21 protein-coding genes, 3 tRNA genes and 1 pseudogene are annotated in these 23,682 nt (G+C 38.7%); 10 read left to right on the top strand and 15 right to left on the bottom strand.

What is annotated here, in order from left to right; all coding sequences use genetic code 11:
* From V3I05_RS01660 to V3I05_RS01620, 9 genes are all read right to left on the bottom strand, one after another.
* A complete protein-coding gene (locus V3I05_RS01660; protein ID WP_300449114.1) occupies nucleotides 1-309 on the bottom strand; it encodes a hypothetical protein in 309 nt (102 codons plus the stop codon).
* A gap of 23 nt (nucleotides 310-332) precedes the next feature.
* On the bottom strand, nucleotides 333-998 hold the full coding sequence (locus tag V3I05_RS01655) for a polysaccharide deacetylase family protein (protein ID WP_343353818.1): 666 nt from the start codon (nucleotides 996-998) through the stop codon (nucleotides 333-335).
* A 20-nt stretch (nucleotides 999-1,018) separates the two neighbouring features.
* The gene (locus V3I05_RS01650; RefSeq protein ID WP_300449106.1) at nucleotides 1,019-1,765 is read right to left on the bottom strand and encodes a hypothetical protein; all 747 of its coding nucleotides are present in this window, start codon (nucleotides 1,763-1,765) and stop codon (nucleotides 1,019-1,021) included.
* 166 nt (nucleotides 1,766-1,931) lie between these two features.
* A complete protein-coding gene (locus V3I05_RS01645; protein ID WP_343353817.1) occupies nucleotides 1,932-2,849 on the bottom strand; it encodes a class I SAM-dependent methyltransferase in 918 nt (305 codons plus the stop codon).
* A 71-nt stretch (nucleotides 2,850-2,920) separates the two neighbouring features.
* Entirely contained in the window at nucleotides 2,921-3,844 is a 924-nt protein-coding gene (locus V3I05_RS01640) for a hypothetical protein (protein ID WP_300449103.1), read from the bottom strand.
* Complete coding sequence (locus tag V3I05_RS01635) at nucleotides 3,819-5,843, bottom strand: glycosyltransferase (RefSeq protein WP_343353815.1); 2,025 nt, start codon at nucleotides 5,841-5,843, stop codon at nucleotides 3,819-3,821. Before V3I05_RS01635 ends, V3I05_RS01640 begins: the two co-directional genes overlap by 26 nt.
* 56 nt (nucleotides 5,844-5,899) lie before the next feature.
* A tRNA-Arg gene (locus V3I05_RS01630) sits at nucleotides 5,900-5,976 on the bottom strand.
* Between the two features lie 26 nt (nucleotides 5,977-6,002).
* A tRNA-Met gene (locus V3I05_RS01625) sits at nucleotides 6,003-6,079 on the bottom strand.
* A gap of 65 nt (nucleotides 6,080-6,144) precedes the next feature.
* Nucleotides 6,145-6,219: transfer RNA gene (locus V3I05_RS01620), tRNA-Gln, on the bottom strand.
* 343 nt (nucleotides 6,220-6,562) lie between these two features.
* Here V3I05_RS01620 and V3I05_RS01615 point away from each other — a divergent pair.
* The 8 genes from V3I05_RS01615 (at nucleotide 6,563) to glf (ending at nucleotide 13,996) form a co-directional block, all read left to right on the top strand.
* Nucleotides 6,563-7,000 carry a Dps family protein gene (locus tag V3I05_RS01615; RefSeq protein ID WP_034327437.1) on the top strand — a complete coding sequence of 146 codons (438 nt, stop codon included), beginning with the start codon at nucleotides 6,563-6,565 and terminating at the stop codon, nucleotides 6,998-7,000.
* A gap of 159 nt (nucleotides 7,001-7,159) precedes the next feature.
* Complete coding sequence (locus tag V3I05_RS01610; protein WP_300449763.1) at nucleotides 7,160-8,215, top strand: bifunctional 3,4-dihydroxy-2-butanone 4-phosphate synthase/GTP cyclohydrolase II; 1,056 nt, start codon at nucleotides 7,160-7,162, stop codon at nucleotides 8,213-8,215.
* A gap of 64 nt (nucleotides 8,216-8,279) precedes the next feature.
* Nucleotides 8,280-8,561: a hypothetical protein gene (locus V3I05_RS01605; RefSeq protein ID WP_343353812.1), complete on the top strand. Its 282-nt coding sequence runs from the start codon at nucleotides 8,280-8,282 to the stop codon at nucleotides 8,559-8,561.
* Nucleotides 8,537-9,271, top strand: coding sequence for a DUF4422 domain-containing protein (locus tag V3I05_RS01600; protein WP_343353811.1), 735 nt, complete (start codon nucleotides 8,537-8,539; stop codon nucleotides 9,269-9,271). The genes V3I05_RS01605 and V3I05_RS01600 overlap by 25 nt, the downstream gene beginning before the upstream one ends.
* Nucleotides 9,268-10,215 carry a DUF4422 domain-containing protein gene (locus tag V3I05_RS01595; RefSeq protein WP_343353810.1) on the top strand — a complete coding sequence of 316 codons (948 nt, stop codon included), beginning with the start codon at nucleotides 9,268-9,270 and terminating at the stop codon, nucleotides 10,213-10,215. The genes V3I05_RS01600 and V3I05_RS01595 overlap by 4 nt, the downstream gene beginning before the upstream one ends.
* Before the next feature lie 37 nt (nucleotides 10,216-10,252).
* Nucleotides 10,253-11,794 (top strand): hypothetical protein, encoded by a 1,542-nt coding sequence (locus tag V3I05_RS01590; RefSeq protein WP_343353809.1) that lies wholly within the window; start codon nucleotides 10,253-10,255, stop codon nucleotides 11,792-11,794.
* Nucleotides 11,781-12,884, top strand: a complete 1,104-nt coding sequence (locus V3I05_RS01585) for a glycosyltransferase family 2 protein (protein ID WP_343353807.1) — start codon at nucleotides 11,781-11,783, stop codon at nucleotides 12,882-12,884. Before V3I05_RS01590 ends, V3I05_RS01585 begins: the two co-directional genes overlap by 14 nt.
* Nucleotides 12,885-12,895: 11 nt before the next feature.
* Nucleotides 12,896-13,996: a UDP-galactopyranose mutase gene (gene glf / locus V3I05_RS01580; RefSeq protein WP_343353805.1), complete on the top strand. Its 1,101-nt coding sequence runs from the start codon at nucleotides 12,896-12,898 to the stop codon at nucleotides 13,994-13,996.
* Nucleotides 13,997-14,191: 195 nt separating this feature from the next.
* Here the strand turns inward: glf and V3I05_RS01575 are convergent, their stop codons facing one another.
* The 6 genes and pseudogenes from V3I05_RS01575 to htpG all read right to left on the bottom strand — a co-directional run bounded on the left by V3I05_RS01575 (nucleotide 14,192) and on the right by htpG (nucleotide 20,715).
* Nucleotides 14,192-15,013, bottom strand: coding sequence for a ferritin-like domain-containing protein (locus tag V3I05_RS01575; RefSeq protein ID WP_300449781.1), 822 nt, complete (start codon nucleotides 15,011-15,013; stop codon nucleotides 14,192-14,194).
* Nucleotides 15,014-15,514, bottom strand: coding sequence for an MFS transporter (locus tag V3I05_RS01570; RefSeq protein ID WP_343353803.1), 501 nt, complete (start codon nucleotides 15,512-15,514; stop codon nucleotides 15,014-15,016).
* A gap of 17 nt (nucleotides 15,515-15,531) precedes the next feature.
* Nucleotides 15,532-16,737, bottom strand: coding sequence for a phosphoglycerate kinase (locus V3I05_RS01565; protein WP_300449010.1), 1,206 nt, complete (start codon nucleotides 16,735-16,737; stop codon nucleotides 15,532-15,534).
* A gap of 169 nt (nucleotides 16,738-16,906) precedes the next feature.
* Complete coding sequence (locus V3I05_RS01560) at nucleotides 16,907-17,794, bottom strand: YihY family inner membrane protein (protein WP_300449011.1); 888 nt, start codon at nucleotides 17,792-17,794, stop codon at nucleotides 16,907-16,909.
* A gap of 20 nt (nucleotides 17,795-17,814) precedes the next feature.
* Nucleotides 17,815-18,669, bottom strand: a pseudogene (locus V3I05_RS01555) (biotin synthase); the annotation flags it as partial.
* Nucleotides 18,670-18,858: 189 nt separating this feature from the next.
* On the bottom strand, nucleotides 18,859-20,715 hold the full coding sequence (gene htpG / locus V3I05_RS01550) for a molecular chaperone HtpG (protein ID WP_343353800.1): 1,857 nt from the start codon (nucleotides 20,713-20,715) through the stop codon (nucleotides 18,859-18,861).
* A gap of 537 nt (nucleotides 20,716-21,252) precedes the next feature.
* Here htpG and xseA point away from each other — a divergent pair.
* Together xseA and V3I05_RS01540 are read left to right on the top strand one after the other, a co-directional pair.
* Nucleotides 21,253-22,518 (top strand): exodeoxyribonuclease VII large subunit, encoded by a 1,266-nt coding sequence (gene xseA / locus V3I05_RS01545; protein ID WP_300449013.1) that lies wholly within the window; start codon nucleotides 21,253-21,255, stop codon nucleotides 22,516-22,518.
* Nucleotides 22,519-22,533: 15 nt separating this feature from the next.
* Nucleotides 22,534-23,658: an FAD-binding protein gene (locus V3I05_RS01540; RefSeq protein WP_300449014.1), complete on the top strand. Its 1,125-nt coding sequence runs from the start codon at nucleotides 22,534-22,536 to the stop codon at nucleotides 23,656-23,658.
* Nucleotides 23,659-23,682 lie beyond the last annotated feature (24 nt).

Here is a 23,682-nt window from a genome sequence, read left to right as displayed (position 1 = left end):
CTATGTGGTTACTATTCGTTTTTTGCGGATTCTAAAAGCGGATTGTATCATAAAATGCTCTCCAAAAAATATACGAGGTAAGGCATAAAGGTGATTTTTATGCTGGGGATAGATACAGCCACGCCGTGTTGTTGTGGCAGTGGCAAAACCTAGCTTTGGTATGATAGAAAAATATGAAGAATCTACTTCAAGCCTACTTCCAAAAGGATATGCAAAGTGTTTAGGAATATAGCCTAGATATTGTGTAAAAAGCTGCTGGGATAGGGTAATGTCATCTATGACTTGTTTTTGTGAGAGTTGATTAAAAATAGGGTGAGAGTGCGTGTGCGCTCCTATCGTGCAAAGATTCTTATCCCCCCCCCCATTGTATCTAATAGCTTAATGTCTTCCCAAGTAAGTGCTAGAGAATCATAAGCACGAGGATTATAAGGGATGTTTAAAGAGCGCATAATCTCCTCCCCATCTTCATAGCTTTGGGTATGTGTGATAATATGATGACGTAATGTAAGAAACATCATTTCTTTAGATTCTTTGCTTGAGAGGTCATAGCCGATATGTTGAAACTCCATATAATCCGTGCTTAAAAGATAATCCTCTAGTCCAAACCACCACATACTATGCGTGGATTGAGGGAAAGAAGTGCAGATATAAATGCAAAAGGGGATATTGTATTTTGCAAAAATAGGATAGGCATAGGTAAGATTATCTTTATAACCATCATCAAGCGTAATACATATAAAATATTCTGGGAGAGATTGATGTAAAAGCCTATAATGAAGCTCATCAAGGCTTATAAACACATAGCCAGATTGAAGAGAATCTACAATAAATTGCTCCAAAAATGTGGGGGTAACCTTCATATTTTCATTAGGAGTAAGCTTATCCTCAAAGGGGGCTACACGATGAAGCATAAGAATAAGCCCTTTGCCCTTAAAGAAAGATTGCGCTATGTGAAAGCGAGAAAGATAATCCACAAGAGAATGAATGAATTGATACATAATCTCATCCTTAAAATTTACTATACTTTTTTAGCGATAATGCAAATAAGCACGGGATAGCGACTATCGTAGGTAAAAAGCTCTTTGTGTTTGAGCTCTTCAGCGGCGATTCCGTGTAGCTCGGCTATCACACTTAGCACATTTCCATAGCTTACCACCTCTACATTACCCTCTCCAAAAACGGCTTCAAAATCCTTTTTAATTCCCATATCCGTAAATCGCCAATAGTCTCCCCACCGCTCATAATCATATTGTGAGATTTGCACTAATCCTGCCACAGTTACAAGAGCTACACTTTCTTTTATGCCCCTCCCCTCATTATTTTTTAGCATAAGATAAATGCCTTTAATCGCAGCCTTGTAATCATAAATAAAATTAAGTGTAACGGTGCAGATGAAGCAATCTAAGATATTATGGGGAAGGGTAGAATGTTTAGTTAAATCCCCTATAATCGTTGCTTGCGGGCTAGAGCTATCAAAATGCAGGATTTCACTTTGCTCTATATCTGTGCCAAATTCTTTTGTATAGGTGTTTTCAGCGATTTCACACACTCTGCCTTGTATATAATGTGCATTCTTACTAAGAAAATCATTTGTGTAGATTCTATCAATAGGTGTGCCTCTATCAAAGCCAAAGACACTTGATAGTGGTGTGGTTTGGCGGAGGTTATGCCATTTTGCAGGCTTGAGGGTGCGCGTTACTCTTTTTTGAAAATGTGCAAAAATGCGGCGAAGAATGCGATAAGGTGTAAGTATAGAGAATCTCATAAAATATCCTTTTTAGTGCGATAATATTTGTGTGATACCCGCACATATTATCTTTAATTTTAGGCTGTATAGTTTTTATTAGAGGGAGGACTTATGCCCCTTAATGGCTACCTATAAAAAGAGGCAATAAGGTATTTGTATCAAATCAAGCGCGTATTATAACAAATTATTTTCTCGCCTCAAGATAAAGGCTTGAAACTCCTTTGTATGGAGAGCCATCGGCATTTATATCAAGTAGATATTTATTAAAATGTGGGATATGGGAAGATTCAAAGCTCATTTGCTCTATGTGGTGAAATTGAGCTTGATGCAAAAGACGCACAAGAGAGAAGCTATCATAAGCCCATTTATGCCGCTCTCCAATACTTGTGCGGATAAAAATTTCACTCGCAACAGAACGTGGAGTAAGGTAATAAAGGACTTTAAGATAAATAGAGAGGAGCTTATTTAGAATCTTATCGAGGGTGATTTTTGAGGCGAAAGGGACACTTTGGGTATTTTTTTTCAAGACATTTTCCCCTACGCGGTGCTCTATAAAATTTGCAAGGGTTATGTTTTGGGTTTGTTTGACATTCTCAAAACAAGCCCCCATATCGCCCCCACTTCGCATACGTACCATTTGGTCAAATATCTCAAGCATAAGCCAATCATATTCTTGTATCAGCATTTGCAGGTTTGAATCTTGCCCAGTTTCTTTCTTATGCCCCCCCCCCCACAATATACTCTCATTGCAAGAATCTAAGCTATGAGATGGCAAGAGATTTTTAATCTTATGCAACGTATCCAAATAGGCTTGTGCCATATTTTCCAAATCAGGCACGACTATGCGCAAAATACCATTTGGTTTAAGAATGCGCTTGATTTCTTTGAGTATATCAAGGGCTTTGTGAGGATTCAAATGCTCTAAAAAATGGCTGCTGTATGCTACATCAAAGCTATTATCGCTAAAGGGTAGGGTGGAGAGGAGATTTACCTTTTTGACATGATTATCAAGTGGGCTAAAATCTATATTCACCCAATCCGTGTGGAATCTACTGCCACAGGCGAAATTAAGCATTTTAATGGGGGTATTATTTTCTTGCATAGGAATTCTTTGAAATGTGGTAAAAAGATGATTGTAGTAGCAATTCACTTAACATTTGATTTTCCATTTTGCTAGAGTGATGTAAAAAATGTCAACGGATAGACATTATAGCCTCCTCTCATAGATCGCCTTAAGCGATGATAGAGGGCTTTAAGATTTTTAGGAGGCTTATGCCTTAAATCAAAATTATGAGGCATAAAAGTTTCTCTTAGCGCAATAAGCTCTTTTATATAAGGTGTGTAGATTTGCTCTAGTGCGGCTTGAGGAAGCTTATAATTGCCTAAATCGACTTTGTTTTCACCAATAAATGAAAGGGCGTGAAAATGATAAAAAATAGGGCGGAGGTGGAAAAACTGCTGGATATTCCACGGAGCAAGTGCGTATCTAGGATTGCTTGGCACATACACGCCGCAAAATCGTTCAGTCCAATCATCAAGGTATTTTTGGTCGCCAAACTTACCATCTTCAAAATGCGCAAAACACCATTCTAAACATCTTTGTTTCCACCAAGTGAGCGCTTCTAATCCATCTTGTGTCGCCTTAAAGCACATAAACTGCACACAATAGATTCCACTTGTGGCTTCTTGATTGTAGATAGGCGTGTAGTTATGCTTTGTAAGTAAGATAGAGTTTTCTCTCATTTCATCAATAATCACATTAGGATTCTCAAAGAAATACACATCTGCATCAATATACGTGCAAAATGGGAGGTTGAAAGTTTTAATACAATATTCGATAATCGCGGGGGTGCAGCTCCAGCAGTATTCCCCAAGACTTCTTGTGCTTTTAATAGCAAGGAGCTCTTCAGTTTCAAAATCATATAGGGCAATAGGCGTAACAAAGGATAGTTTAAGCGCGGTGATATGCTTTAAACTCTCATCATCAAAGCAAAGCACATAGATATGAATATCTTGTGTATGAGCGCTCAGGGATTTAATCATCGCAATCCCGCGTGTAAGGTAGTTTGCATTAAAGAGTGTGCAGTAGTAATACATACGCACTCCTTAGAGATGGTAAAGAAGGGGAATAGATTAAATGCGATTTAGAAAAAACAGAAAAAGAAATAACAAAATGTCTAAGAATGTAAAGTAGGAGGAGGATTACAAGTTTGTGTGCCCCCCCCCCCATTAGCCATTTATAAGCTTTAATATAATCTTGAGCGATTTTGCTTGATTCAAATTGTGCGGATACGTTTTGATAGGCATTGAGCGATAGGGTATGATATGCACTCATATTGAGGTTTAAAACCCATTCTATACCATCTTTTAAGTCCGCTGTATCGCCTCTTTTAGCAAGGTAACCATTGCGCTTATGCTCTATCATATCACTATTACCACCAATATCAAATGCCACGACAGGTGTCCCACAAGAGAGAGATTCCATAATTACATTGCTGAGATTTTCGGCTAAAGATGGCGCGATGAATACATCACAAGCATTGTAGGCTAGGGCAAGTGAGCTATCATCATAGATAAAGCCTAGAATGTGGGTATTTTTGATACCTTTAACTTGAGGGGCATTCCCGCCAAATACGATGAGTTCGCATTGGGATTTAAGTGCGGGGTTAAGGGATTCTAAGGCAGTTTTTAGCTCATTAAAGCCTTTACGTGGGGTATCTGCTCCACCAATGGCACCAAATCCTATATAATATGTGCGGGTGGAAACCTGATGCGATAGGAGGGCATAAAGGGTGAATCGAGCGAGGAGAATCACTCGCGTTTTATCTACTGCCCCCCCCCCAGCTAATTGCTGATAGATATCAATATAGGCAGGTGCGATTTTTTGAGAATCAAAATGTTGCAGGGCGGATTCCCTAGCATAAAGGGCAAGGGAAGCATATATTTGCGGGGCGAGCTGCAAAATCCACTCTATGCCATTTTTTAAATCCCCTATATCATAGCATTGGGCTAAATAGCCATTTTTGCGGTGCTGCACGATGTCTTTAAGTCCGCTTGTGTCAAATGCCACGACAGGTGTCCCGCAAGAGAGGGCTTCTAGGGCAGTTTGCCCAAAAGATTCCACAAAGCTAGGCATAATAAAAACATCACTTGCGCTATAAACGAGTGCAAGACTTATATCATCGTGTAAAGTTCCCATATAATGTGTAGGTATGCCCTTAATCTCCTCTCCTTTGCTTTCTCCAAAGACAAGTAATTCGCATTGGGATTTTAAGTTAGAATTGAGAGATTCTAAGGCATTTTTCAACTCATTAAAGCCCTTACGTAGCATTTGTGAGCCACCAATAGCACCAAAACTAATGAGTTTTTTTGGTGTGTTGATACGCAGGGTATTTCGTGCAAATTCCTTATTGATAGGGCGGTATAGGCGTGTGTCGATAGGATTAGGGAGGTTGATAATAGGTTTATTTTTAAAAAGTGTAGAATCTCTAGCACAGGATGTAATCCATTGAGATAAGCCGTTTATGGTTAGATTCTGTAATGTATTATAAACTTTTGCCTTATGTTTAAAAGTCCAAAAACTGATGTCAAAAGGAAACTTAGAATGGAGGAGTGGGCAAGATTTACAAACAGAGCCAACCCCTATACAGGCGGGTGCCACTATGTGGCACCCGCCTGTATAGGGGTTGGCGTCGTGCAGGCTCCACAAAAGCGGCGCTTTGATGGATTGCAAATCTTTGATATTAAAGAATCCGCTTTCAACCCAATGCAAATGCACTACATCAGGGTTTAGCTCATTAATAGCGGCAAGAAGCGGACGATTGTGCGGTGTGAAGAATGGAAGATGGGGTGAAAATATATCTTTGTGTCGTTTGGGATAGAGTTTAAGCGGGAGCTGGGATAAAAAGGGGCGAATCTTGGCAAAGGCTTTTTGGAGTTTGGTTTGCGCGATTTGTTTTATCTGTGGAGTATCTGTAGTTTTATTTTGTGTAAGTATTATAGAATCTACATTGTGTTCAAGCAGTGCCTTATGTAGCCGGACACAGGCTCTTCCAGCTCCACCATTATCTTGAGTAACAAGATGCACTATTCTCATCGTATTCCTTAATCTAAACGCTCTTTTTGCTATTTTGCATCTTAGGTTAATCAAAGTGGCACGCCCAAGAGGATTCGAACCTCTGGCCTACGGCTTAGAAGGCCGTTGCTCTATCCAGCTGAGCTATGAGCGCATTTAAAGTAAAAAGAGGTTTGGGATTGGTTGCGGGAGAGGGATTTGAACCCCCGACCTTTGGGTTATGAGCCCAACGAGCTACCGGACTGCTCTATCCCGCGATACTTAAACTTAATTACAAACTAGAATGTTTAGATATAGCTATAAAACTAAAGGCTTAAAGAAGTGGCTGGGGTAAAAGGATTCGAACCTCTGAATGCCTGGACCAAAACCAGGTGCCTTACCGCTTGGCGATACCCCAATAACAAAAAAATTTAAAGGCGCAATTATAATGAGTTTGTATAGCTTTGTCAAGATTCTTAATGCGCTACGCTTGTGGCAGGAATTCTCTCTATGCCTTTGCTATCAGGGCTAAAGCTTTCGCATTTACACAAAGTGTCAATCCACAATTTGCATACAGCGTAGCATACGAGCGAAGCTCTTATCCTTTGGCAAATCCCGTAAGGGAAAAATGAGTTTTTAAGGCAGAATCTTTATGATATATTTGCTTTGAAGTTACTTGTGTGTTTTACAATGTAAGTATTCCTTGAATGGTTTTAGCGATGAAGCTATTTAAGGAAAATATTATTGTGAAAGGATATATTATGAGTAAAGTTGTGGAAACATTAAAACAAATTCAAGCTGATGCGGCAGTGTTTTATGTCAAAGTGCATAATTTTCATTGGAATGTTAAGGGTATGGACTTTCACCCTACGCATAAGGCTACTGAAGAGATTTATGAAAATTTTGCTGATGTGTTTGATGATGTTGCAGAGCGCGTATTGCAAATTGGTGAAAAGCCCTATGTAACACTTGCAGATATGCTTAAAGCTGCAAAAATTAAAGAGGAGAGCAAAACAAGTTTTACTTCAAAAGATGTTTTAAAAGCTATCCTTGCTGATTATGAATATTTCCTTAAAGCGTTTGAAAATCTTTCAAGTGAGGCTGAAAAAGCTGGAGATAATGTAACACAGGGATATGCTGATGATAAAGTAGGTGAGTTGCAAAAAGCTATTTGGATGCTGAAAGCTACACTTGCTTAAGCCTCCTTACATTTTCGTTTCACATATTATATTAACGATGAGAATCTCTTTTTAGATTCTCATCATCTCCTTAACTTCAATTTTTAAAATATAGAGATTCTAAAAGAAATTTATTTTGTTTTTATATAATTTGCCCCAAAAGCAATGCAAAGGTTAAAAATGTATCAACAACGCGTGAAAGAAGCTATAGAGGCGATTAAAAAAGGTGAGATGATTATTATTATGGACGATGAGGATAGGGAGAATGAGGGTGATTTAGTGATGGCGGGAATCTTCTCTAGTCCTCAAAAAATCAACTTTATGGCGCAAGAAGCACGAGGGCTTATTTGCGTATCTATCACACAAGAGCTTGCCAAAAAACTTGACTTGCCCCCAATGGTGCAAAAAAACGATAGCAATCACGAAACAGCTTTTACGATTTCTATTGACGCAAAAGAAGCCAAGACGGGTATTTCAGCCTATGAGCGCGATATGACTATTAGACTTATGTGTGAGAGTAACGCAAAACCAAGTGATTTTGTGCGTCCCGGACATATTTTTCCGCTTATTGCTAAAGAGGGAGGAGTGCTTGTGCGCACAGGACATACAGAGGCAAGTGTAGATATTTGCCGCCTTGCAGGAGTTGCACCCATTAGCGTGATTTGTGAGATTATGAAAAAAGACGGCACAATGGCAGGGCGCGGGGATAAATTTTTGCTTGATTTTGCCTCTTTGCATAATCTTAAGATTCTCTATGTATCCGATATTATCCATTATCGCCTTAATTTTGAAAATCTCCTGCGTGAGACTTCTCGTAAAAATGCAGTATTTATGGGCGTAGCGTGTGAAAAAATCACCTTTATAGACCATTTAGAGCGCGAGCATATTGCCTTTGCATTTTCTACCTCTACTCCGCATAAGACAAAGCCGCTTATTAGATTCCATAATATGCGCAGTGATTTGGAATTGCTAGAAAATACAGAAGAATGGAATGCGCTTCTTAAAAGCATTGAATATTTAAAAGAACAAGGCGGCTATTTGATAGTTTTAAATACTCATTCCCTGCATATATCTAAAGCCTGTGGCGATATGAAAGACTTTGGTATTGGTGCGCAGATTCTTAAAAGATTAGGTATTGAAGATTTTGTGCTTCTTAGCTCTTGTAGTGCAAACAAAGGTGAGTATAATGCCCTTAGTGGCTTTAATCTGCATTTGGTGGAAAAGATTGAGGTATAAAATAATATTAAGACAAATTTGTTTATAATCTTAGCTTTTGTAAATCCATATTTTAGGGAAAATTATGCCATTATCTCCAAGAGTGAAAATTCTTGTCTGCTATCATAAGATAAGCCCAATCATTGCAAATGAAGTGTTGCAACCAATTTTGGTAGGTGCGGCACAAGCAGACCAAACTACACGAGAATCTTTAGAATTTGCTTGTGCTAAGCAGGGCGTAGAACTTTTTAGGGACGATTATATTTCAGGGGAGGAGGCATACTCTCATAAGTTAAAAAAGAAATTTCCACACTCAATCCCCACTTTTGCGAACTCACCGCAATGTATTGGGCGTGGAAGAATCTAGATTCTGATTATTATGGACTTTTTCATTATCGGAGGGTGTTTGATTTTACCCCAAATACATTTTTTTCAAGGCTAAAATCAGCTTTCACTCCCCAAAGCAACCTCATAGCGAAATATCACCTTGATAGTGCTTCTATCACTTCATATTTGCAAGATTCTTCTATTGATATAATTATTCCTAAAGCCCTATCTTTGCGCCCAGATATAAATGCGTATAAGAATTTTGCGCGTGGAGGGCATAATATAAAGGATTTAGATAAGGCGATTGCCTATATTAAAGAAACTTATCCATTTATGACAGATTCTATTACGCAGACGCTTTTTACAAATGGTGCAAAAATATGTTATTGGAATATGGCAATTTGGCGTAAAGAGGTATTTTTTGCATATTGTGAGTGGATTTTTGATGTGCTTTTTGCGTTGCAAGAGCAGATTGATTATACATCATATAATGCCCAAGAAGCGAGAGTTTTTGGATTTTTGGGTGAGTGGCTTTTTAATGTATGGCTTCACTACCAGCTAAAAATGCGTAAGTTGAATGTCCGTGAAGTAAAAAGCAAACTCCTTTATAGTAGGCAAAGTAAATTCTTTGGTAAAGTCGGCTCAAATGATTGTGAGCGATATTATTTTTTATTTCTTCGTATATACAAAAAACCTATTTCGCCCCCCCCCCCCCACAATATTAGTGAAAATGCAAGGAGTAAGGAATGAATATAAAAATTTTAGTCTGCTATCACAAAGTTAGCCCTATTATTGCAAATGAATGTTTGCAGCCTATACTTTTGGGTGCGGAAAATGCAAAACCACAGATAAAAAATGAGCTGGAGCGACTTTGTCAAAAGGTGGGAGTGCCACTTTTATATGATAATAATGGAGAGCATATTAGTGAGCTTAACCCTTATTTTTGCGAACTCACCGCAATGTATTGGGCGTGGAAGAATCTTGAAGCAGATTATTATGGGTTATTTCATTATCGTAGAGTGTTTGATTTTAGAGATTCTACTCATTTTGATATGCCTAGAACACAAAAATGTTATTATGATTCCATAAGAGGTTTTTTTAGTGATTTTTATCAACAATATGGGCTTAATCCTCAAAATATTATTGAATCTCTAAAGGGTTATGATATAGTGCTTCCAACTTTGGTTATTGACCACGATGATAAGCAAAGAGCACAACATTTATCATTATATGAATTATATGATGAGGTGCATTATATTAAGGATATGGATTTGGCTTTAGAGTATATCGCTTCAAAATATCCGCAGATGTATCAAATTGCACTCGATACACTCCACAAAAAGCCTTTGTTTTGGTATATTGCAAATATGTATATTATGAAAAAGGCATTATATCTTGAATATTGTGAGTGGATTTTTGATATTTTGTTTGCCATTGAGCCTTTGAGTGCTTATAAAAATTATGATAGTTATCAAGCAAGAGTTTTTGGGTTTTTGAGCGAGCGATTATTTAATGTATGGATTGCTTATAAAAAAACACAAGAGAATCTTAAAATAAAAGAACTACCCTTAGTCTTTTTTAAATTTAGAGCAAAAAGAAAATGGCTCGGTTGGGTGAGTGATGGCGATGTGAAGCGATTTTATGTATGTAAATTACGAGTGATAAAGAAATATCTAGGTGAGGCTAAATCCTAAATGTGTGACAGAGTTCAAAGAGGCAAGGGAGAGCTAAATGGATTCTAGGATCTCACAGAAAAATACTCCACAAGATAATTTAGAGCAAAATGCTTTAAGTCAATATACTTCACAGAAAAATACGCACTTTTTGCATAAGCTTTGCAATCTTGCAGATGTGAAAATAGCGCGTTTTCATCTCGGTGAAATTGTCCTATGGCTGTGTATGCTACTTGTGGTGGTTACTTTAGCTATTGTGCCATTTTCTTATAGCTATATACATATCAAAATCCCCATTAATTTGCTGTATGTCGCATTTGGTATGTATCTGCTTTGTTTTTGGCGAGATTTGAAATCTATCAAAACCCTTATCTTGCCTCTTAGCTTTATGGCTATTGTTGTGATAATGGCATATATCTCGCTTTTTTTTGCGGTAAATGTGTCAGAGACAAAGAAGCTTATTCGTTGGTATCTCCTTGAACCTAGTCTTTTTATGATAATGAGTTTTTTATTTACACTTTCCTTGAAGCACAGCCAACAGAGGATATTTTTTCTTTTACTCTGCTGTGTTGTTTTCTATCACCCTTTGGTTACAATTTATGATTTTTATGCCAATGGAGGTGGGAATCTCGGCTATCGTGCGAAATTACCGCATTATCATATCCCTGCTACGGGATATAGCTTTTATTTACTCTTTGCCTTTAGCTTTGCTTATGTGGGCTTTTTAAAAACAAGGGGGTTTGCAAAATACATCTTTGGCATATTTACACTTTTAGGAATCTACGCCTTTGTGTGTAATGGCGGGAGATTCGGGGCTTTGGCACTTATAAGTATGATGTGCGCGCCTTTGGTATTTTTTACCTATAAGCGCAAAAAAATAACTTTTTTTAGCTTATTGCTTACGCTTTGTTTAGGTGCTTTTGCTCTATATCATTTTAGCTCCTCGTGGCAGGATAGATTTAATTTTCATAAGATAGTCAATAATTTTATGCAGGTATGGCATACACCTCCCGCGGAAATGGGGCAGTTTGCAGGGGAGTATTGTCTAACAGGTAAGCAAACGCAATGTTCTGTGCATTCTTTAGACAAACAAGCAGACATCACAATGGAATACTCGGCACTCGATAGAATCTCTAAGCTTAAATCCACGCTCCTTGCCATAGCTGATAATCCATTGCGTCCTAATGGCTATCACTTTCAGCAGTTCCCTTTTAATATTCAGCAGATTTTTCCACTAGATTCTATCAATCACCCCTTTTCGCTTACTCCTTATGAGGATACTTTTATATCTGCTCACGCGCATAATCATAACTACCCTTCATCAATCTTTTTTGAGCTAGGACTTGTAGGCTTTATAGGATTTAGCTTATTTGTGGGATATTTTTTCTACGCACTTTATAAGGCAAAAATTGATTTTCGCTCCAATGTAAATATACAGCAACTCTTTATGGGAAGCATAGGCTTGGCTCTTTTGGGCTTGGTTGTAGCAAATGTTTTTGATTGTTTTCCTGTGCGCGATGGACAACTTTTTCTTTTTGTGCTACTTGGTGTATTTTTGGCTCATTTTAGAAACTTAAAGGATAGTAATGCAAGATGTTAAGACTCAAGAGAAACCCCTCGTATCTGTGATAATCCCAATCTATAATGTAGAAAAATATTTGAGAGAATGCTTAGATTCTGTGATAAATCAAAGTTTGCGTGAAATAGAAATTATTTGCATAAATGATGGCAGCACCGATAAAAGTGGGCAAATCGTGCAAGAGTATGCAAAAAGAGATTGCAGAATCATTTATTTAGAGCAAGAGAATCAAGGCGGAGGTGCAGCACGAAATACAGGATTAGAGAGGGCAAAAGGAGAGTGGGTTTTAATTTTTGATTCCGATGATTATATGCGTCCTTTTGCCATAGAATCTTTAGTGCAAAGAGCATTACAGACACAAGCGCAAATAGTTATAGCTCAAAGCGAGGAGTTAAGCCAAGATGGCAATATAGTGCCTATGGATTGGGCTTTGCGTTTAGACTTGCTCCCGCAAAAAGAGAGATTTGATTATAAAGATTTGGGTGATTATGTGTTTGGATTTTGTGTCGGGTGGGCGTGGGATAAGCTCTATAATAGCGCCTTTATAGAATCTCATAATTTGCGCTTTGAGCCTGTGAAATCACCAAGCGATGATTTACTTTTTACTTTTAGCTCATTAGTAAGAGCAGATTCTATAAGCGTGTGTGAAAAAATGCTTTTCACACATCGCAAACACGCTACTTCGCTAGAGAGCAGCAGGGACAAGAATCCAACTTTGTTTTTATCCTCTGTATCAAAATGGCAAGATTCACTTATAAAAATGGGGATTTTTTCATCAGTGCAAAGAAGTTTTATGAATTGGACTTTAAGTTTCTGTTTATGGCATTTGCATACTCTATATTCTAATGAGGCACATTATCAATTATTTGTAGCTTTAAAAAGGGCATTGCGTGATTTGGGTATAAGCCATTACCCAAAAGCGGCATTTTATAATCAAACACACTATAAGCAAATGCGCTATATCTTATGTATCCCACTTTGGCTTCATCGTTTGAATACTTGGAGGATATGTGATATAAGGGGTATTTTCCGCCTAAGATTAAGTAAAAAAGGGAGTGTAATTAGAATCTTTGGCAAAACTTTATATAGCAATGGCAGTGATTATTTGTAAAAGGAGCGAAAATGAAAGTAAAAAATTGTATTGTGGGAGCGGGATTGGCTGGGCTGACACTTGCGGAGCGTTTGGCAAATGTGAGAGGAGAATCTGTGCTACTTATAGAGCGGAGAAATCATATCGGTGGAAATGCCTATGATTATAATGATGAGGGTATTTTTGTGCATAAATACGGCACACATATTTTTCATACTAATGATAAAAAAGTATGGCATTATTTAAATAAATTTAGCAGATTCTATCCTTATATGCACGAAGTCAAAGCCTTTGTAGATGGGCAGTTTGTGCCTGTGCCTTTTAATCTTAATTCTTTGTATATGGCATTTCCTGCAAAAATAGCACAAGATATAGAATCTACGCTTTTAGATAAATTTACCTATGGGAGCAAAGTATCTATTTTGGAACTACAAAAAGTGCCAGAATTGAAGTTTTTAAGTGATTTTATTTATGAAAAAATCTTTTTGCATTATACTTTGAAGCAATGGCAATGCACCCCCAAAGAGCTAGACCCTAGTGTGTTTGAGCGTGTGCCTGTAAGCATTAGCCGAGATAATAGGTATTTCCAAGATAGATTTCAAGGAATCCCACTGCAAGGCTATACTAAAATGTGTGAAAAAATGATTGAAAATCCGCTTATTACGCTTAAACTTGAGTGTGATTATAAAGATATAAAAGATTGTATTGAATGCGAGAGGGTTTTTTATAGTGGGGCGATTGATGAGTTTTTTGGCTATGAATTAGGCGAGTTGCCTTATAGGAGCTTGCATTTTGATTTTGTGCGTTTTGAGAGAGAGCATTTTCAAAGTGGGGCAGTTATCAATTATCCAAATAATTATGATTACACGCGCATTGGCGAATATAAATACTTTTTAAATTCTAAAACGCCTCATAGTATTGTGAGCTTTGAATACCCTAAGGCGTGGAGCAAGGGCGATGAGCGGTATTATCCTGTGCCAAATGAACAAAGTGCAGCGATATATGAAGCCTATATGCAGAGGGCAAAGGCATTGAAAAATGTCTACTTCATCGGCAGACTTGGGGAATACAAGTATTATGATATGGATAAGGTGGTAGCTAGAGCCTTAGAGCTTTTTGAATCTTTAAGCTGATAAAGGAAACAGATTTTTTGATACCAATATCAAATCTCGTCTTGATGTTTTTAGTCTTTTTGTGCCAAAAAGATAGAAGCTTGTGTATTGCGTGGTTTCTAGTGTTAAAGCTAGATTTATGAGGTATCCAGCCTTTGCATTTTGTAGAAAAATATTGCATATAAAAATATGTCTCCCAATGCCTCAATATCGATTCTATACCGAGTAATGCCTACCCATCATACGCAGTTCTTCTGTGCTAAAGCCTGCTTGGATTCTTGCTTGGATATTAAGGATACGTGGAGGGCTGTAAAATGCCCTAAAACGTTCTAATGTGGCTAAAAACTCCTGTGTAGAGGCATTAGTGTGGCTATATCGCCACCATCTATTACCCTTTTTTACGTGAGCAATTTCATCGTGCAAAATTACCTCTAGCACAGCAAGAAGCCTATCACGCAATGTATGCTCAAAATGCTTAATCTTGCTCACTACAAAGGGATTCGCATCAAGCCCATTTGCTTCTAAGCCCCTGTGAAGTAGCGCCATTCTATCGCTTATATCGCTTGTTGCCTTTTGTGCATCAAAGAGTTGAGTATGCACGGGGAAATCGCCGTATTCATAGCCAAGTGCATTGAGGCATTCGCGCAATAATCTAAAATGCCGCATTTCCTCTAATACGACTTCTAGCCAATCGTGATAATAGGATAAGGGCAAATCCCTAAAGCGATACATCGCATCAAGGGCTAAATCTATCGCACTATACTCGATATGCACGATAGAATGCAGCATTTTAGCGAGGCTTTGCTCACTCTTTATATGCTTTGGGCGGCGGATTCTAGTAGGGTGGGTAATCATACAGAATCCTACATAGGAGGGCTGTTTGAGCAGATAGATGGGGGAATGTCTGCTCTTTATGGATTCATAGCTTTGTGCGGAGGCTAGAGCTATGTTGCTTATCCTTGCCAATGCCTCGATCTCTGTGCATTTTTGTGCAGGAGTTTTAGCATTCATAGCACTATAAAGCATATCAAAAAACATTCACACCCTTTCTTTTATGCGATAAAACACCGCAGAAGTTTCGCCCAAAAGCAGCGCAATGCAGAATATGAAAATCTCCCAACCAAGTATTTCAAAGACAAATGATGAGAGATAAGAGCCAAGTGTGCTATCTGTGTAGTAAAAGCTCAAATATAAGCCGCTTAACACGCCTTTATGATGTGTGCTTAGGGAGCTATTGAGCGCATTAAGCACGGAATGCGCAATAAAAGAGCTAAAGCACATTATAAACATACCCACATATATCCACATTACAGAATCTATGAGGAATACACATAGCCCTAGCACGAAGAAAATGAGGCTTAAGACTATGGTCTTTCTCTTGCCCTCGTATATTTTTGCGATAGAATAAGCAAGGAGTGAGACGACAATACTTGCGCGGTATCTTAAATAGAACCACCCATTTTGTGCTTGAGTAATATGCGGGAATATGTCTCTAGTGTGGAAAGGAAGCGTATTGAGCACGGCTTGTTTTGCGCCCATATCAGTGTTTTATATATTTATTTGCGCTCTAGCACTTCGCACGCAGGGAGAATCTTGCCCTCTAGCAGCTCTAAGCTCGCTCCACCACCGGTAGAAATAAAGCTCATATTATCACGCTCACCGGCTTTGTCAATCGCATCTGCAGTATCGCCCCCGCCAATAAGGCTAAAGGCATAGGTATCGCTTACGGCGTGAGCGAGATTAAATGTCCCGCGTGAAAACGCTTGTATTTCGTAGATTCCAAGCGGTCCATTCCAAATAATCGTTTGGGAATCGCGCACTACCTCACTAAAAAGCTTACTTGTCGCTGGTCCCATATCTACTGCCATAAAGCCCTCTGGCACATCTTGCGCGGGAGTGATTTTAATATGGCGGTGCTCTTTAATATCATCAGTGCTGACAACATCTACGGGCAGATAAATTTTGACTTTCTTTTCTTTAGCGTGGTTGAGAATCTTCTGTGCCTCACTGATGAGATTATCCTCTACAAGGGATTTTTGCATATCAAATCCTAGCGCCTTAAGGAATGTATTGCTCATCGCTCCGCCGATGATGATTTTATCCACGACATCAAGGATATTGTATAAAAGGGCAAGTTTGGAGCTGACCTTGCTACCGCCTACAATGAGTAAAACAGGCTTGAGCGGATTTGCCATAGCTTTTGCAAAGGAGTCAATTTCTTTTTTGAGTAATAGCCCTGCTACGCGCTCTTTTGCATATTTTGCAATGCCACAAGTGCTAGAATGGGCGCGGTGGCTTGTGCCAAAGGCATCATTGACATATACATCACAGAGGGAGGCGAGTTTGCGTGAAAGCTCATCACTATTTTTTTCCTCTCCCTCATAGAATCTAATATTTTCAAGTAAAATCACATTGCCATTCGCACCTTGTTGTAAGGATTCTACATTCTCAATATTTTCTGCAAAATTGACATCTCGCCCTAAAAGCCGCTCCACACGTTTGATTACGTGTTTGAGTGAAAATTCCGCACTTCGCCCTTTGGGACGCCCTAAATGGCTCACAAGCACAATACTTTGAGCGTGATTATCTATGCAGTAATTAATCGTTGGCAAAGCCTCCCTTATACGTGTATCATCACTAATATCAAAGTCTTCACCCATTGGCACATTAAAATCCACGCGTATTAGCACTCTTTTGTCTTTCACATCAATATCGCGCACACTTTTTGTATTTTTCATCACCTCAATACCGGCTTCTTTCATTAAACCTACTCCTTAAAAATTTGTTGTTATTTTAGCATATTTATGTGATTATGGCTTTTAATTCAAACATACTATATGTCCTAAATGTTATCGATTTTACCGCCCATTATCGTGCAAAAGCTTGCCTAAATTATTGTTTTAATAGTATAAGGAGGGGTTGGATAATAGCTTACACTTCAGTTGTGCTAATACCATATTTCTCTTCAAGCTTCTTGCCAAAATTAGTAGCAAAACCCTCGCAAAATCGCATTCCATAGAGCATAACAAACCACGAAACATAAATCCACAGCATAAGAAAAAGAAAGATAGAAATCGAACCATAGACGCTTTTGTAAGTTTGATTATAGAACACATAATACACAAACGCCCATTTAGTGAGTAGCCACGCTGCAGAAGTGAGCACACTTGAAGTAAGTAGAGAAAGAAGTTTCAAGGGTTTATTAGCTGAAAGTTTAAAAAGGAGGAAAAACATAGCCCAAGTCAGCAAATAGGGAATCAAATCAAATAATATGCTTAAATCTGCCGTGCCTTTGAGCGTTTTTTGCACTTCGCCACTAAAATAGATTGAAAAGGCTAATACCACCGGGAAAAGCGTAATCATCGTCCAATACATCATAAGAGAATCAAAAAATTTGCGCGGCGTGGAGTTAAACATCTTTGCCGCGATATACTCATAATTGCGAAAAAACATCACAGAAGCCACAAGTGTGTAGCCAAGCCCCATCATACCAAGCGAAGAGCTATTTTGCATAAAGGTATCAAGGTATTCTGCAATCACATCTGTGTGCGTGGGCAGGATATTTGAGAGGATAAGGGTGCGGATTTGCTCGATTTGGGATTGAAAATTGGGTAGATTGATAAAAATCGTAAAGATAATAAGTAAAAGTGGCACAATAGCAAAAATTGTATAAAAGCTAAGCGAAGCTGCATAAAAGCTAAGCTCCTTATCAGCGACAAAGTCCCAAATGCTCTTAATCTTGCTCCATAGTGCAAAAAAAAGCTGCCGACTCCTGGTCCAAAGCCAATGAACAAATCGCTCTTTTGTTGTGTGCTGCATATTGCTCCTTACATATTGCTTTAATGGCAGCTTGTGGCTGCGACATAGCCATAAGATTCTATCATTGCTACATCATCTCTAGGAGCTTTACCATCGGTGGTGAGGTAGTCTCCTAGCACGACAGCGTTAATCCCTGCCTCAAAAAGTGGCTTTTGATTATCTCCAAAAACCACCTCTCGTCCCCCGGCAATCATTAGCCGCGTGTTAGGGAGGTATTCACGCGCTAAAATCACGCATTCGAGCGCTTCATCTTTGCTTAATGTTTTCATTGGTAAAGGCAGTGCTTCATTGGCGATATAAAAATTAATAGGAGAGCTATGAGGGGAGAGAATCTGCAAATGCTTTAGAAGCTCGATTCTATCACTCCAGCTTTCCCCTATGCCAAAGATTCCACCAGAGCAAAGCCCTAGTTCAGCTTTAAGCGTGTTTTCGCAAGTCTCAAACCGCTCAAGCCACGTATGTGTGCTGCAAATCTGCGGAAAATAATCTTTTGATGTTTCTAAGTTGTGATTATAGCTATCCACGCCGTGCTTTTTAAGGAATTTAAGCGAATCTAAATCCGCACTCCCACAACAAGCGATAATATGCAAACCTAAATCTGCCTCTTTAATCGCACTTGCAGCTTTAGCGATATATTCACATTTATCAGAATCGAGTGAGCGTCCCGCCGTTACAAGGCAAAATCCCAATGCCCCATACTCACGCAAAGCCTTAGCTTCTTGCAGAATTTTATTTATGTTTTTGTTTTTATATCGTTGAATCTGTGTGCCATAATGCGCACTTTGTGTGCAGTATTTGCAGTCCTCCGGGCAATCCCCTGATGTTACATTACAAATACTGCATAAAAATATTTCATTACTTGCCATATTTTGCCTTTCCCTATAAGATGTTTCAAATTACAAAATCTCAAAAAACTTAGCATTGTAGCAAAAAAGTATTTAAAGTTTATGACGAGCTTCTTTAAAAATAGCTTCTTGCGTGCGTTCAATATTTTTTTCAATTAATGTTGTTTAAGGAGAAGTTAAAATCGCAGACATCTAGTATCATAGATATCTGCAAAGGATTTAAAGGCTTTGAAGGATAAGTTCATTGAGTTGTGTATTAAAGGCTTTAGCATTTTCCAATGTGCCACCTTCAAGGACAAGCGTAGCGCCAAAGAGCAATAAGGCACTTTGAGCGATTTTATCTTTTTTTGCACTTTTAAGCTTTTTGACAATGGTGTGAGTGATGTTAAGCTCTAAGGTCGGCTTAGATTCTGGCATTTTCTGCCCCATTTGTGCCATAAGATTTGCCATCATAGGATTAGAATCTTCCTTAATAAGCGTGAGTGGCGCATCGCCAAGAGATGAGAGCTTCACATCAGCAATTTGCTCTCCTAAGGCTTCTTTAAAACCTTTGATAACTTTCTCATAGTCTTTTTGCGTAGCCTCATCTATGCTCTCCTCACCAAGCTCCTCTAAGGCTTCTTTAGAATTGATACTTCTTAGCGGTGTCTTGTCATATTCACCTACCATTGGCATTACAATTGCATCAATCTCATCGCTTAAAAGCAGCACATCAAAGCCCTTTTTGGCGAATTTTTCAAGTAGCGGTGTGTTTTTAAGCGTGTCTTTGTTTTCCCCTAGTATGTAGTAAATGCTCTTTTGCTCACTGCTCATAGCGTCTTTGTAAGCCTTAAACGAGAGATTCTCCGCCTTAAAGCTATCAAAACGCAAGAGTTCTAAAATCTTTTCCTTGTTTTCATAATCGCTATATAAGCCCTCTTTTAGCACTTTGCCAAACTGCTCATAAAACGCCTTGTAGCTTTCCTCATCTTTAGCGATATTGCCAATTTCACCTAGAATCTTCTTTGTCGAGGCGGATTTGATATTGGCTAGAATCTTATTTTGCTGCAAAATCTCGCGGCTTACATTAAGAGGCAAATCCTCACTATCAATCACCCCTCGTACAAAGCGTAAATACGGAGGCAAAAGCTCCTTATCATCATCGGTGATAAACACACGTTTGACATAGAGCTTCACACCGGATTGATAATCCACGCGGTAGAGGTCAAAAGGGGCTTTTTGAGGGATATAAAATAATGTTGTGTATTCTAGATTTCCCTCGACTTTTGTGTGAATCCACCGCATAGGCTCGTTATTATCGTGTGAAAGTGTGCTGTAAAATTCCTTATAATCTGCATCTTTTAATTCCGCTTTGGGAATCTTCCATAAAGCCTTAGCTGTGTTGATTTGAGAGGTTTTGTTCTCTTTGACTTCTTTTTTGTCATCACCCTCGCCTTCAAAGCTAGATTCTGTATAATGGAGATAAATAGGGAAAGCGATATGCTCGGAATATTTATGGATAATGTTTTCAATCTCCCAACGTGACGCAAAATGTGCCTCCTCCTCTCGCAAATAGAGTGTGATTTGTGTGCCTTGTGTGTCTTTGACACATTCGCCTACTTCATATTCACCCTTGCCCTCGCTTACCCACGCATAAGCCTTATCCTCTCCGGCTTTCTTGCTTTGCACGACAACGCGATGAGCCACCATAAATGCGGAGTAAAAGCCTACGCCAAACTGCCCAATGAGCGCAGAATCTTTCTTTTTATCCCCGCTAAGTTGCGCGAGAAAGCTCTTTGTGCCTGATTTTGCAATAATGCCAAGATGTTCTTTCATATCCGCCTCATTCATACCTATACCATTATCCTCTATAGTAATGGTTTTCTTAGTCTCATCAAATTGTATGTCAATACGTGGCGTGAATGTAAGCGATTTGAGCTTCTCATCTGTGAGTGTGAGGTAGGAGAGCTTGTCTAATGCGTCAGAGGCATTACTAATCAGCTCTCTTAGGAAAATCTCTTTATTGGAATACAAAGAATGTATCATTAAATCTAAAAGCTGTGTGATCTCGGTTTGAAATTGATGTTTTGTTGCCATTTTGTCTCCTTGAATAATAAAATTGAGCAATCATAGCAGAAAATATTAAATTTTATATAAAGTTTATAGTAATAATATCAAGTTTAATGAGTTAATATGTATAAAAAATATTTAGTATAAATCTAATACATTTCAAGAATATGCCCTAAACTTAATGAATTTTTCGAGACTCAAAAAAATCATTGTTTTTTGCAATATTCTGTAACTCTATGTATAGAATAATCTCTACTTTTGCAAAATTAAACAAAAAAAATATGTGCAATTACAGAAACTTATCATTAATTATAGACTTGCATTTAATGGCGGGTAATGTCATAAATAACTTAATAGCAAATGCTCGTAGGTTGGTGTTAATACGCACGCTTAGAGTTATGGATTAATAATGCTACAAAAGTTTTTATGTTTAAGGAAATATCTTCTAATAATATGTCTCTAGCAGTATTGCCAATGCTGTTGTATTGTGCAGTTTAAGAGTGCATTAAAGCTATGCTGTGATACAATCGTGCAAATTTTTCAAACAGGAGCGGCAGGAGCGGTATGAAAGCTTTAGCGGTGAGTGAGTTAAACGCGCAGATTAAAAGCATTTTAGAGCAAACCTTTATGGATATTCTTGTGTGTGGGGAGATTAGCAGTGTGAAGATTCACACAAGTGGGCATATCTACCTCACGCTTAAAGATGAGCATTCAAGCATTCGCTGCGTGATGTTTAAGGGAAATGCACGTAGCCTTAAAATGACGCTTGAAGTGGGGCAGAATGTAGAGATAAATGGCGCAATTAGCGTATATAGCCCTAAGGGGGAATATCAGATTCTATGCAAAAGCATTGCTCTTGCAGGGATTGGGGAGCTTTCACGTGCGTTTGAAGCCCTTAAAACAAAGCTTAGTGCAAAGGGTTATTTTGATAGTGCGCACAAAAAGCCTCTGCCTAGATTCCCTAAACGCATAGCCTTGCTTACATCTGCCACAGGTGCAGCAAAAGAAGATATGCTAAAGGTCGCTCAAAAGCGATGGGAAAACATACATATCACACTTTTTAATACCATTGTGCAGGGCGTGGAAGCAAAAGATTCTATCGTGCGTAATATCGCCCTTGCCGATAGCTTTTTTGGCACAAAAGAGGGCTTTGATGTGTTAATTATAGGTCGTGGTGGTGGTAGTATGGAGGATATGTGGGCGTTTAATGAGGAATGCGTAGCGGAGGCGATTTTTGCCGCAAGGACGCCTATTGTTTCCGCAGTGGGGCACGAAATCGATACCTTTATTAGCGATTTTGTCGCTGATATCCGCGCTCCTACGCCCTCTGCTGCTATGGAGATACTTCTGCCGGATAAAAATGAATATTTGCGTTTGCTTGATGAGATGATGAATGCGTTTGCCTCCATACTGCAGAAGCATATCACGCATAAAAGCGATATTTTAGAACAGCTAAAAGAGTATTTCCGTCTTTTTAACTTCCAATCTCAATATATGTCTAAAACTGAGCAGATTAAGACATTGCAAACAATGCTTACAAGGCAGATTGAAGTATTATTACAAGAGAAAAAGGTGCAATGTGAAAATATGGCTTTGTCTCTAAATACCCTTAAAGAGCGGTATATAAGAGCGGCGCAAAGTCAATATGAGAGGATTTATGAAGCTATAAGTGTGCTTAATCCTACATTGCTTTGTGCGCGTGGATTTGCACAGGTGAGTAAGGATAATAAGCCTATCGTGCTAGAGCAGCTAAAGCAAGGTGATACATTTTATTTAAGTGATATAAAACACTCGATTCTAGCTCAATGTATAGAGCGCAAAACACACTAATAAGGTTATAGGCGTATGGAAAGCAAGGATTTAGGTATATATGATATTGCCATTATGGGCTTAGGCGTGGCAGGGAGCAATCTTGGCGCATTGCTAAAGCCCAATCTTAAGGTGATTGGCATAGATAAGAAAGATTTAAGGGGAGATTGTTTTGATGAGGGCTTTCATAAGCCTTGTGGTGGGCTACTCTCTCAAGGAGGACAAAAGGCTTTGGCAAAGCAAGGGCTTACCCTCCCTAACGCACTTTTGGTCAATCCGCAGATTTTTGCCATTAATACCATTGATTTTGGCTATCCTCACGCCTCATATATACATAAAAGCTATGTGAATATGGAGCGGCATCGCTTTGATTTATGGCTGAAAGGGCGTATCCCTAGTCATATTGATACTTATCACAGAGCGTATTTTAAGCAAATAAGGCGGGAGGGAGAGCTATATCATATCACTTTCAAGCAAGGGCAAAGTTTCTATCATTTCAAGGCGCGTATTGTGGTGGGAGCGGATGGAGCAAAAAGCCATTTGCGTCAAATGCTTTATCCCAAGCTTAAAACAAAGAGCCTTGTGTGCATTCAGCAATGGTATAAAGAATCCAATGCCCCTATGCTTTCGTGTATTTTTGATAGGGAGCTTAGCCCGAGTTATAGCTGGAGTATGTCTAAAGATCATTATTTTATCTTTGGTGGGGCATATTTGCATACGAGCTGTAATGAGCGATTTAAGGAGCAAATTAAGCGATTGCAAAGCATAGGGCTACATTTTGGCATACCACTTAAGAAAGAGGCGTGTTTGGTGCTGCAACCCACACGAATGCGGGATTTTGCGCGGGGGTATAGTGGGGTATTTCTCATTGGTGAAGCGGCGGGATTCATTAACGCTAGCACTTTAGAGGGCATTAGCGGGGCGTTGCATAGCTCAAGAATCTTAAGCGAGATTCTAAATAATATACAATCAAGCACAGATATTAACATTAAATCTTTGCATATACTTTATGCTAAACGCACGAGGCTCCTTGTCTTTAAAACACTCTTTAGGCATTATGCGCGTTATCCTTTTATGTTTATCGCGCTTTTAAGACGTATGATCTTGCGTATGGGAATCTTGCGTGTGCGTAGCGGCTTAAGGGATAATAAAATCATTTAAAAATGGTCGATATAATCAAAAGCA

The organism is Helicobacter mastomyrinus (genome assembly GCF_039555295.1).
Taxonomy (GTDB): Bacteria; Campylobacterota; Campylobacteria; order Campylobacterales; family Helicobacteraceae; genus Helicobacter_C; species Helicobacter_C mastomyrinus.
This window is presented reverse-complemented; position numbering and strand designations above follow the sequence as displayed.